This is a genomic window from Rhodococcus sp. T7, assembly GCF_009872365.1.
In the GTDB taxonomy this organism is placed as follows: Bacteria; Actinomycetota; Actinomycetes; order Mycobacteriales; family Mycobacteriaceae; genus Rhodococcus_F.
Genome location: NZ_WXYH01000340.1, coordinates 15,366 through 26,405 on the forward strand (window position 1 = coordinate 15,366; position 11,040 = coordinate 26,405).

The window sequence follows — 11,040 nt, forward strand, 5'->3', positions numbered from 1 at the left end:
CTTCCCTCCATTGTGCGATTACCCGGAAAAGTGCGAGTGCCCGGAATGTCACCGCTCCGCCACCGCGGGCAGGAGCCGGGCCACATCGAGGGCGTGATCGGGGTGATCGGCGGGCACGATGCCGGAGTAGACGGCAGTCCAGCAACCGGGGCAGCACAACTGCCGGAAGACGACGGGGGTGTCCACGTACTCCGCCGGATCGGACGTGACCTGCGGTCCGGCCGTCGACGACGGGCCCTCGAACCGCGCCAGATCCAGGGAGGTGCTGTTCTTCTCGTCGGCGAGGAGGCGTCCGCACTGGGCGCACGCGATCACCCGGGTGTCTCCGACGGTGACCTCGGCGAGGTTGTCGTCGAGCCTGCGCGCCCCGGCGAGGTCGACCACGGGTGCATCCGCCGGGGTTCCGCCGGAGCGATCCCGGCGCTCCGTGCGCATCTCGTCCCGCCGATCCGAGGTACGCACCTCATCGGCGTCACCGTCGGCGAGAACGACACCGTAGACGGTCTCGGCACCGTGTTCGGTGACCTTGCCCTCGCGGACGTCGGCGGCCACCGCGGCCGGATCGCGCAGCAGGGGATCACCGTATCCACCGCCGCCCTGCCAGTGCATGTAGAGCACTTCGCCTGGGGCGACGTAGCTTTCGGCGTAGCAGGCGCCGAATTCGCGACCGCCGCCGAGGTCGTCCAGCGAGCCCGGGATGCGACCGGCAGCGAATTGCTCGACGACGCCGGTGTCACGGGCAAGCACTTCTACCCCGGTGTTGCCGGGGTAGCCGCCTGCGAGTCCGTTGTTCTGGGCGACGGCCTTGCCCGCGGACGCCAGGACCAGTCCCATCGGCAGGCTGGTGCCGTACGGGGTGACGGCGATCGAGGCGCTGACACCGCCGCGCTGGCGTCCCGGCCCGCCGGAGTCGGGTTCCTCCCGGCGCCACAGCGTCAGCAGCGGGTAGAGGAATTCGGTCATCTCGGTGTCCGGGATCCGGCCCATCGGGATGCAGAACAGGCCACCGGTGTCCATGCCGTCGGCGGTCGGGCGGGCGCCGTACCCACCGGACATGGGTTCCATCATGATGTTCAGGAATGGCACCGACTGCTCGGGCCGCTCGTCGAGACCGGCGATCACCGCGGTGTCCCACGTGCCGCAGCACGCGGCCTGCACGCTCTTGCCGAGATCGACGGAACGGTCGAGCATCTGGGACAGGCATTCGGCGATCAGCGTCCCGGTCAGCCAGGCCGGGCCGATCGGTCCACGGCTGACCGCGGCGGGGAACGTGGCGTTGTTGATCGTGCCCTCCTCGGAGACCAGATCGAAGCAGCGCATCAGCCCGCCGGCAGACCAGGGGATGTCGCCGGCAAGGATCGGCAGGAGGGCGAGCATCACGCCGCCGCGCATGCCGGCGTACGTGCAATTGATGACACCGGTCTGCGGATCGGTGCCGGTGAAGTCGAACGTGAGATGGTCCGCGGTCTTCGTCATCGCCACGGTGATCTTGTGGATTCCGCGGTCGCCGGTGTGGGACTGGTCCTGGTAGCCGGTGGCCTTCCACGTGCCGTCCGGCAAGGAGTCGAGTTTGCCGCGCAGTCGGCCCTCGGCGTCGGCCATCATCCGCTTCATCACGGCCTTGACGGTGTCGGCGCCGTACTGCTCGATCACCGCGAGCAGACGGTTGCGGCCGACGGTGTTGGCGCCGATCTTCGCGCGCAGGTCGAGCCCGACGAGCATCGGCACCCGCGACCGCCGCACCCAGGCGTCGGCGACGTCGCGCTGCAGCTCGTAGTCCCGGACCACCTTGATCGGCGGGGTGGGCAACGACTCGGAGAAGACGTCCTTCGCCGACGGGTCGAACGAACCGAGCCCGGACCCGCCGAGGTCGGGTTCGTGGCAGATGGCGCTGGTCCACCCGAACAGCTTGCCGTCGTAGAAGACCGGCTGATAGACGATCACGTCGCTCTGATGCAGGCCGCCCCCGACCCACGGGTCGTTGCACAGGAACATGTCGCCCTCGGTGATGCCCGGATTGGTGGCCCGGTGCCGGAGGGTCCAGTAGATGGCGAGGTCGACGGCGCCGACGAGCATCGTGTTGTACAGGCCGACCTGGACTTCCTGGCCGATCTCGTCGCTGATCGCGAAGTCGAAGTCGTTCGCGTCCGTGACGATCGGGGAGCCGGACATCCGCTTGAGGGCCTCGCCCATCTCGTCGGTGACCGACCACAGCCGGTGCCGGATGACCTCGTAGGTCAGCGGGTCGAGGTCGTCGATCTGCTCCTGGGTGACGCTGTGGACGGGCAACGACGGCGGCAGTGAGCGCGAGAGTTCGTCGGGGTCGATCGGTCGGCTCGAGAAAATTTCGGCGCCGGGGATTTGCATGGTCATCTTCTGGTGCTCCTACTGGGCGACGATGTTGAGGTTGCCGAGGCGGTCGACGGTGCCGGTGGTCTCGTGCGGGACGACGACCGTCGTGGTGGGGACCTCGACGATCGCGGGGCCCTGGAGGACGTGTCCGGCGAACAGTTTGCTGTAGTCGTAGACGTCGGTGTCGGCGTAACCGATCCGCCCGTCCAGGCACACCTTGCGGGTGCCGATCTTCGCGGCGGACGAGTCGGCCGAGTCCGCGGATTTCAGTTCGGGCAGGGTGGGGGAGAACGGCAGGACGCCGGTGACGCGCACCCGGTAGGTGATCGCCTGGATCCCGGCCTCCCGGAATCCGCTGTCCTGACCGTAGAGTTCGGCGTAACGCTGCTCGAACAGGTCCGACGCCCGGGCGACACCCACGGCGTCGAGGCTTCCGGCCGGGACCGGGGTCGCGACCTCCGCCAGCTGCATGGTGTAGCGCATGTCGATCTCCCGCTCGACCTCCACCGCGGTGAACTTCAGCCCCTGCCGGTCGAGTGCTTCCCGCACCTGTCGCTCGAGCTGGTCGAAGTTGCGTTCGGCCCGGACGGGATCGAGTGGCATCGCGGCCGGGTCCGACAGCTCGGCGGCCAGCACGATGTTCGACGACGCCAGACCGTAGGCGGAGAACGCGGAGGCCACCTGGCCGAGCGGGACGACGACCTCCCGGACCCCGACCTCGCGGGCGTAGGCGGCGCAGTGCGCGGGGCCGGCACCGCCGAACGCGTAGAGCACGAAGTCGCGCGGATCGTGTCCGGCCTCGACCACGGTCTTGCGGAGCAGGTCACCGGTCTGCGCGTTCTGCACCGCGTAGATCGCGGCGGCGGCGTCCTCGACCGACAGCCCCAGGGGTTCGGCGATCCTGGTGCGGATCGCCTCCCGCGCGAGTTCCTTGTCGAGCGGTTTGCGGCCGCCGAGCAGGCCGCGTTCGGGCAGGATCCCGAGCACCAGGTTCGCGTCGGCATTCGTCGGTTCGGTGCCGCCCTGCCCGTAGCAGGCAGGCCCGGGCACGGCCTGCGCGCTGTGCGGGCCGATCTGCAAATTGCCGCCCTGGTCGACCCAGGCGATCGCGCCGCCGCCGGACCCGATGGCGTGCACCTCGAGGGTGGGGACGTTGATCGGGTGATGGTTGATGATCGTGCTGGACGCGCGCACGGGCTCACCGTCGACGACGAGTCCGACGAGGAAGGTGGTGCCGCCGACGTCGGTGGCGATGATGTTGCGGTGCCCGAGCTGGGTGCCGAGCGACACCGCTCCGACGACGCCGCCGGTGAGCACCGATCCGACGGTGCTGATCGCGTTCTTCGGCGCCTCGGCTGCGGCGACGGCGCCGCCGTTGCTCTGCATCACCAGCAGCGGTCCGGCGAGCTTCCGGTCACGCAGCTTCGACTCCAGTTCACCGAGGTAGTCCCGCAACCCGGGGCCGATCTGGGTGCTCATGATGGTCGTGGCGTTGCGGGCGAACTCACGGATACGCGGGCTCACCTCACTCGACAGGGACACGAACATCGTCGGGTCGATCTCGTGGACGAGTTCGCGGATCCGCTGCTCGTGCGCCGGGTTGCGGAACGACCAGAGCAGTGAGACGGCGATGCCCGACACCCCGTCGTCGACGAGGGCGTGAATCGCCTCGCGGGCGGAATCCTCGTCCAGCGCCACGACGACGTTACCGTCGCGGTCCAGGCGCTCCGTTACCTCGAGAGCGTGCTTCTTCGGTACCAGTCCGTGAGACTTGCTCTGCCCCATCACGTTCTGCAGCTGCTCCGGTGAGCTGCCCAGGTACCGGCCCTCGACGTTCATGATGTAGATCGAGTCGCGATGCCCCTTGGTGGTGAGGAACCCGACCGGCGGCACGTTTCCCATGACCAGAGCGTTCAGCGAGGACGTGGTGCCGTGCGCGATGTGGTGCGTGTTCGCCAGCATCTCCTCGACCGGACATCCCAGTTGCTCGGCGAGCACGTCGAGGACGTCGATCACGCCCTGCGAATAGTCCGGCGGGGTCGAGGGAGCCTTCGCGGCGAGAACAGTGCCGGCATTGTCGTCCAATACCGCATCCGTGAACGTGCCACCGACGTCCACTCCGATCACATATGCCATTACCTCTGCGCTCCTTCGAAATGAGGTGGAAGTTCTCGACCGGTGCGAGGTCGTCCTCCAACACCGTCTTACGTCAATGTCGAGTATTCGACGTGTCTGATGACATGTCAAGAGTGGGCTGTGAAGGAAGTCACGTTCCGGGCGCCGTTTACCGGCGCGGACGTGGGGGTTGACGAATTGTCGTGAACGTCGAATACTCGGCATGAGCGTAAATCAACGCCTGCCGGGGTGCTCACTCCCCCGTTTCGCGACAATTCGACATCAGAAGGGCACACCATGGGCATTCATCGCATCGGACTCGTCGTCCCGAGTTCCAATGTGACCGTCGAGACGGAGATGCCGGCGCTGCTCGGTCAGCACGCCGACGCACAGTTCTCGTTCCACTCCAGCCGGATGCGCATGCAGGCCGTCTCACCCGAACAACTGCGGGCGATGAACGCCCAGCGTGAGCGCTGCATTCTCGAACTCGGCGACGCCGGAGTCTACGCCATCCTCTACGCCTGCCTGGTCGCCCTGATGTCGGTCGGTCCGGGTGAGCATCAGCGCGTCGAAGGGCTGGTCGCCGAACAACTGGCCACCGGCGGCTCCGAGGCAGCGGTCCGCTCGAGTGCCGGCGCGCTGATCGAAGCGCTCCGGGCGATCGGGGCCCGGCGCATCGCCCTCGTCACCCCGTACCTGCGCCCTCTCGCGGAGCAGGTCGTCGCGTACATCGAGGCCGAGGGCATCCAGGTCCACGATTGGCGCGCGCTCGAGGTCGCCGACAACGCCGAGGTCGGATGCATCCCCGGCGACCGGGTGATGGACGCCGCCCGATCCCTGGACCTGCAGGGTGTGGACGCACTCGTGATCTCCGCCTGCGTGCAGATGCCGTCGCTTCCCCTGGTGCAGGCCGCCGAGGACGAGTTCGGGTTGCCCGTCCTCTCCGCCGCAACCGCCGGCGCCTACAGCCTGCTGCGCGCCCTCGACCTCCCCGTCGACATCCCCGGGGCCGGCAGCCTGCTCCGCGCCGACGCACCGGCCGCCGCCCGTCAGTAACCCCGAACCCCGTGGAGTTCACCATGTCCGAACTGCAGCACACCGTCAAAGGCGTCGATCACGTCGCCTACCCGACCTTCGATCCGGCCGGCACCGTCAAGTTCTACCGCGACGTGCTCGGGTTCCCGGTCGTGCATTCGATCTGCGCGGCCGGGTGGGGGCCGGAGAAACACCCCGACTTCATCCACTTCTTCTTCGACATCGGGAACGACGACCGGCTGGCCTTCTTCTACTACTTCGGTCTCGAACCCTTCGACGGCGGACCGCAGGGCGACTCGTACTCCCGCTTCGCCGAGGACGTGCCGATCTTCTTCATCCGCTCCCGGCACCTCGCCATCCACGTCGACAACGAGGACGACCTGATGGAATACCGCCGCCGCCTCGACGGCAGCGCGTGGCCGGTGGAGATGCAGATCCAGCACGAGACGATCGAGTCGATCTACACCCACGACCCCAACGGCTACATGATCGAGATCACCCGGGCGCTGCGCCCGGTCACCCCGCAGGAAGACCTCGACGCCAACCTCACCATCGACGCCCTCGTCGACGTGGTGACCGGGCCCGACCCCAGCATGGACGCCCTGCTGACCCGCAAGGCCGAACTCATCACCGAACGCGCGGCCGCCTGGCAGCAGCAACAGGAATCGAAGGAGATGGCGACCCGATGACCACCCTGTTCGTCCTCGACGTCCCCGAGAACACCGCGGTCGCGGAGGTCGCCGGACGCGATCCGGCGGTCACCGTCGACCACGTCGGACCCTACTTCCGCATCGTGTCCGACTCCCACATCGTCATCGACCGGCGAGCCACCGGCTGCCGTCACGCCGTCTGGTACAGCAGCGTCGCCGGACTCGCGCAGTCCCGGATCACCCAGTGGGACAAGGACGCCATGCGAATCGAGCCGCGATGAGCACGGACACCCGGCGGCTCGGCGCCGGCCGGTACATCGACGCCGCGCAGGCACCGTACAGCACCGTCACGTCCGTGCACGAACTCGCGACCGCCGACGGGGCGAAGGTCACCGGCGTGCTGCGGGTCGTCCCCGGCGCCCGCACCGTCGTCGCGCTCATGCACCCCCGCCAGGACCTGACACACCACGTACTGGTGCCCGAACTGCTCGCCCGCGGCCACGCGGTGTGGACGCAGGGCACCCGCTCGGTCAACAACGACGTCGCCCTGGTGCACGAGCAGGCCCTGCTCGATGCCGCGGCCGGCCAGGTCTTTCTGCGCGAGAAGGGTTTCGAGCACGTCGTCACCCTGGGGCACTCGGGCGGCGGCACCCTGTTCGCGTTCTATCACCAGCAGGCCGGTCTGCCCGCGGCGGAGCGGTTGACCCACACCCCGGCCGGACGACCGATCGATCTGGCCGGGGCGCAGATGCCGCTGCCCGACGGCGCCGTGTTCATGGCTCCGCATCCCGGGCAGGGCGCGCTGCTGCTCCGATTGATCGACCCGTCCGTCGTCGACGAGTCCGACCCGTTGGCGGCCGATCCCGAGCTGAATCCGTTCGATCCGGCCAACGGATTCGCCGAACCCCCGCACAGTTCGGCGTATGCACCCGAGTTCGTCACCCGCTACCGGGCAGCGCAACACGACCGCGTCGCCCGCCTCGACGAGATCGCCCGGCGGCGCGTCGCAGAGGCCGCCGACGCGCGCCGCCGGTACAAGCGCACCGGCGAACCCGCCGACCGCCGCGCCGCCCTCGTGCCCCGCGTCCTCACGGTCTACCGCACCGACGCGGACCTGCGGTTCACCGATCTGTCGCTGAGCCCCAACAAGCGCCCGTACGGGTCGCTGTTCGGCAGGCGGCCGGATCTGACCAACTACGGACTCGTCGGCTTCGGCCGCTTCGCCACCCCCGACGCCTGGCTGTCGACGTGGTCCGGGCTCAGCAGCAACGCCGACTTCCTGCGCTGCGCGCCCGCCGTGACCGCCCCGGCCCTGTTCGTCGAACTCACCGGCGACCAGGCCTGTTTCCCCGAAGACGCCAAGACCATGTGCGATGCCCTCGGGTCGACGGACAAGACCCACGTCCGCGTTGCCGGCACCCACTTCGGCGGACCCATCGCCGAGGGCGCACCCACCGGGGCAGCCCTCGCCGCGGCCGACATCGGCGCCTGGCTGTCCGACCGATTCTCCTGACCCCCTTTATATCCGGGCACCCGATACCGCGTCGCGGTCGTCGGGTGTCCGGTCGAGCGGAGTACACATGACTGCCCGCCCCACCACTGCCCCCGTCATCGGTCTCTGCCTGATGGCCCTCGTTCTCGAGGGATACGACCTGCTGATGTACGGCACCGTCGTTCCCTCCCTCCTTTCCTACGCGCCCTGGCAACTCGACGCCACCGACGTCGGCATGCTCGGCTCGCTCGCCGGCGTGGGCATGCTCGTCGGCGCGCTGGTGGCCGCCGGCGTCGCCGACCGCTGGGGCCGCCGCCGCACCCTCGTCGCCGCGGTCCTGGTGTTCTCGGCCGCGATGGGTGTGTGCGCACTCGCGCCCACCCCGGCGGTGTTCGGGGTCGGCCGGATGGCGGTGGGAATCGGCGCCGGCGTCCTCATGCCGACCGCAGCCGCCACCCTGATCGAGTTCTCCCACAGTCGAACCCGGGCACGCTCGGTCGCGTTGGGATTCGTCGGCACCAGCATCGGCGGAATTCTGGCGGGTGTGCTGTCGCTGTGGCTCGTGCCCACGTTCGGTTTCCGGGCGATGTTCGTGGCCGGGCTGGTCCCGGCGCTGCTGTTCCTGCCGCTGATGCTCCGGTATCTCCCCGAATCACCCGCATACCTGACCTCCCGTGGCCGCACTACCGAGGCCACGGCGATCGCCGCACGGTACGGGCTCGAACCCGAGCCCACCACTGCGACCGCCCCGCACCCCGAGCGCGGACTGCGTGCCCTGTTCGGCAGCGGGCGGACGACCGCGACATTGCTGTTCTGGGGCATGACCCTGGTGTGCCTGCTGGTGCTGTTCGGTGTCGCGACGTGGCTGCCCGCCCTGATGAAGTCGGCCGGATATCCACTCGGGGCCGCGCTGTCCTTCCTGCTGACGCTGAACGTCGGCGGCGCAGTCGGAGCCGTCGGCGGCGGCGCACTCGCCGACCGGTACGGGATCAAACCCGTCACCGCACTCGGATTCCTCTGTGCCGCGGTCTCACTGATCCTGATCGCCACCGGCCCGCCCACCGCCGTCGTCTACCTGCTGGTGCTGCTCGCCGGCGTCGGCACCACCGGAACCCAGATCCTGCTCAACACGTTCATCGGCGGTCACTACCCCGCGGCATGCCGGACCACCGGCATCGGAATGGCCCTCGGAGTCGGACGCATCGGGGCCATCATCGGACCGACATACGGCGGCTTCTTCGTCGCCCTCGGCGCGGGCAGCACCTGGCAGTTGCTGGCCTTCGCCGCCCCGGCCGTGGTCGGCGCGGCCCTGACCGCTCTCGTACCGCGGCGAAAGGCTGTAGCCGTCCGTCATTCCACGAGCGCGACCGCTGTCGGGGCAGTATCGAGGCCTGGCGTGTCCTCGGTTCCGGCGGAATCCGAGACCGACGGGAAAGGCGACATGTCGACCGTGTGCTGAATGCGCGGTCTGCCTCCGCGCGGACCGCGAGGTCTCCTGACGTTGCACGGTGCACCAAGAGGTGACGTTCTCGAGCGCTCCAAGACACGGGTTGCGCTGACAGCGGTAGTAGCCGCGTCGCCGACCATCGCGTGATCGCTGCTCGGAACACCTGAATCCCCGTGGAGATGCTACGCCCGTGTTACGCGTATCGGGCGTCCGTGAGGGGTACGTAACAGTGCATTATTCCAGCGGCAACCAATGCGAAATGGGCAGTGCGTGTACTGGTTTCAGGCAAAGGGACGGGAATTCACCCGTAGCCGAGCCCATTCGACAGCCACCATGCCGAGGAGCAGCACGTGTCCGATATCGACCAGACGATCGCAGCCAACATCGAGAAGTCCCTCGCCGAGATCCCGCATCCGTCGCTGCCCAAGGGCAGCAACATCTACGGTTCGACGAAGATCTTCCCAGACTACAAGGCGGAAGACGGCGAGAGCTACTTCACCCTCGTTCACGGCATCGCCCCCGAATCGTCGGTGAGCTTCGTCGCCGTGCTGCAGGCGACCCGCGCACTGCGCAAGGGTTTCGAATCCGCCATCTATTTCTACGGCACCGGTGCGATGAACGCCGTCGCCACTCGCGGATTCCCCACCACCGGAGACAATGGTTTCCCGGGTGAGCAGAACATCAACGATGCATTGGCGACCTTCATCAAGGAGGGCGGCAAGGTCTTCGTGTGCCGCTTCGGGCTCGCCCTGCACGGGCATCGCGAGGAAGACCTCATCGAGGGCGCGATTCCGGCGCATCCCCTCGACGTGCAGGACGCGATCATCCACTACGCACGCAAGGGCGCCATCATCAACTCCACCTACATGGTCTGAGGTGTAACCACATGAGTGGCCTGTCAACTCGAGTCGACCTTGCCGTCCGCGGAATCCGCGGCCTCGACGCACCGGTCTCCCGGCGGTCCGGGGCCGGACCCAGCGACGACGGACACGTCCTCATCGGCGGTATCGGCGGCGCCATCCCCGTCCGGTCCGACAGCCCGTACGAGGTGAGCGGCAATCGGCTGCTGATGAACGGGACCGACATGGGCGTCGAGATCGAGTCCGTCGAACGCCCCCGGTTCTACGACCTGCACACCGACGACGGGATCTCGTACGAGAAGATCGCCCGGCTGCACGGCTCGAACGTACTGGCCACCACCGTAGTCCAGACCTGCATCCGCTACGACGCCGATCAGCGCTGTCGATTCTGCTCCATCGAGGCGTCACTGGACGCCGGGTCCACCATCGCGGTGAAGCGGCCGGAGCAACTCGCCGAGGTCGCCGAGGCGGCCGTCCGACTCGACGGCGTCAGCCAGATGATCATGACGACCGGGACGTCGGCAGCGAAGGATCGCGGGGCGCGGCACCTGGCCCGCTGCGTGGCGGCCGTGAAGGCCGTCGTCCCCGACCTGTCGATCCAGGTCCAGTGCGAACCGCCCGGCGACCTGGCCACGATCACGGACCTCTACGAGGCCGGTGCCGCGTCCATCGGTATCCACGTCGAATCGCTCGACGACGACGTCCGGCGGCGGTGGATGCCGGGCAAATCGACGGTGTCGCTCGACGAGTACCGGGCGGCGTGGCGCGAGGCGGTCCGCGTCTTCGGCCGCAACCAGGTCTCCACCTATCTTCTCGTCGGACTCGGTGAGAACCCCGACGAACTGGTGGCCGGCGCAGCGGAACTGATCGAGATGGGGGTCTACCCGTTCGTCGTCCCGTTCCGTCCCCTCGCGGGAACTCTCGCAGTGGACGAGGACGGTGCGCAGGCGCCGACGGCAGCGACGCTCGAGGACATCACATCGCGGGTGGCGAAGGAACTGCAGGCGGCCGGGATGCGCGGATCGGACCAGAAGGCCGGTTGCGCCGCCTGCGGTGCGTGCAGCGTGTTGCAGAACGCGGGAGGCTGAC

9 protein-coding genes are annotated in these 11,040 nt (G+C 68.3%); 7 read left to right on the forward strand and 2 right to left on the reverse strand.

Annotated elements, in window-relative coordinates:
- Positions 1-48 precede the first annotated feature (48 nt).
- Both MLGJGCBP_RS31665 and MLGJGCBP_RS31670 read right to left on the reverse strand, forming a co-directional pair.
- Positions 49-2,373: a hydantoinase B/oxoprolinase family protein gene (locus tag MLGJGCBP_RS31665; RefSeq protein WP_160100582.1), complete on the reverse strand. Its 2,325-nt coding sequence runs from the start codon at positions 2,371-2,373 to the stop codon at positions 49-51.
- Between the two features lie 12 nt (positions 2,374-2,385).
- Complete coding sequence (locus MLGJGCBP_RS31670) at positions 2,386-4,488, reverse strand: hydantoinase/oxoprolinase family protein (protein WP_160100584.1); 2,103 nt, start codon at positions 4,486-4,488, stop codon at positions 2,386-2,388.
- Positions 4,489-4,764: 276 nt separating this feature from the next.
- Here MLGJGCBP_RS31670 and MLGJGCBP_RS31675 point away from each other — a divergent pair, with 276 nt between their 5' ends.
- From MLGJGCBP_RS31675 to MLGJGCBP_RS31705, 7 genes are all read left to right on the forward strand, one after another.
- Positions 4,765-5,523 carry a maleate cis-trans isomerase family protein gene (locus MLGJGCBP_RS31675; RefSeq protein WP_160100586.1) on the forward strand — a complete coding sequence of 253 codons (759 nt, stop codon included), beginning with the start codon at positions 4,765-4,767 and terminating at the stop codon, positions 5,521-5,523.
- 23 nt (positions 5,524-5,546) lie between these two features.
- A complete protein-coding gene (locus MLGJGCBP_RS31680) occupies positions 5,547-6,191 on the forward strand; it encodes a VOC family protein (RefSeq protein WP_087558581.1) in 645 nt (214 codons plus the stop codon).
- A complete protein-coding gene (locus tag MLGJGCBP_RS31685; RefSeq protein WP_160100588.1) occupies positions 6,188-6,433 on the forward strand; it encodes a hypothetical protein in 246 nt (81 codons plus the stop codon). Before MLGJGCBP_RS31680 ends, MLGJGCBP_RS31685 begins: the two co-directional genes overlap by 4 nt.
- On the forward strand, positions 6,430-7,665 hold the full coding sequence (locus tag MLGJGCBP_RS31690; RefSeq protein WP_160100590.1) for an alpha/beta hydrolase: 1,236 nt from the start codon (positions 6,430-6,432) through the stop codon (positions 7,663-7,665). The genes MLGJGCBP_RS31685 and MLGJGCBP_RS31690 overlap by 4 nt, the downstream gene beginning before the upstream one ends.
- A gap of 67 nt (positions 7,666-7,732) precedes the next feature.
- Complete coding sequence (locus MLGJGCBP_RS31695) at positions 7,733-9,103, forward strand: MFS transporter (protein WP_236581476.1); 1,371 nt, start codon at positions 7,733-7,735, stop codon at positions 9,101-9,103.
- Positions 9,104-9,441: 338 nt separating this feature from the next.
- On the forward strand, positions 9,442-9,966 hold the full coding sequence (locus tag MLGJGCBP_RS31700; RefSeq protein ID WP_160100592.1) for an MSMEG_0572/Sll0783 family nitrogen starvation response protein: 525 nt from the start codon (positions 9,442-9,444) through the stop codon (positions 9,964-9,966).
- Between the two features lie 11 nt (positions 9,967-9,977).
- Entirely contained in the window at positions 9,978-11,039 is a 1,062-nt protein-coding gene (locus tag MLGJGCBP_RS31705; protein ID WP_087558572.1) for an MSMEG_0568 family radical SAM protein, read from the forward strand.
- Position 11,040: the final 1 nt, after the last annotated feature.

Coding starts and splice junctions, on each gene's coding strand:
- MLGJGCBP_RS31665 (WP_160100582.1), bottom strand. CDS start 2,373: ATGACCATGCAAATCCCCGGCGCCGAAATTTTCTCGAGCCGACCGATC.
- MLGJGCBP_RS31670 (WP_160100584.1), bottom strand. CDS start 4,488: ATGGCATATGTGATCGGAGTGGACGTCGGTGGCACGTTCACGGATGCG.
- MLGJGCBP_RS31675 (WP_160100586.1), top strand. CDS start 4,765: ATGGGCATTCATCGCATCGGACTCGTCGTCCCGAGTTCCAATGTGACC.
- MLGJGCBP_RS31680 (WP_087558581.1), top strand. CDS start 5,547: ATGTCCGAACTGCAGCACACCGTCAAAGGCGTCGATCACGTCGCCTAC.
- MLGJGCBP_RS31685 (WP_160100588.1), top strand. CDS start 6,188: ATGACCACCCTGTTCGTCCTCGACGTCCCCGAGAACACCGCGGTCGCG.
- MLGJGCBP_RS31690 (WP_160100590.1), top strand. CDS start 6,430: ATGAGCACGGACACCCGGCGGCTCGGCGCCGGCCGGTACATCGACGCC.
- MLGJGCBP_RS31695 (WP_236581476.1), top strand. CDS start 7,733: ATGACTGCCCGCCCCACCACTGCCCCCGTCATCGGTCTCTGCCTGATG.
- MLGJGCBP_RS31705 (WP_087558572.1), top strand. CDS start 9,978: ATGAGTGGCCTGTCAACTCGAGTCGACCTTGCCGTCCGCGGAATCCGC.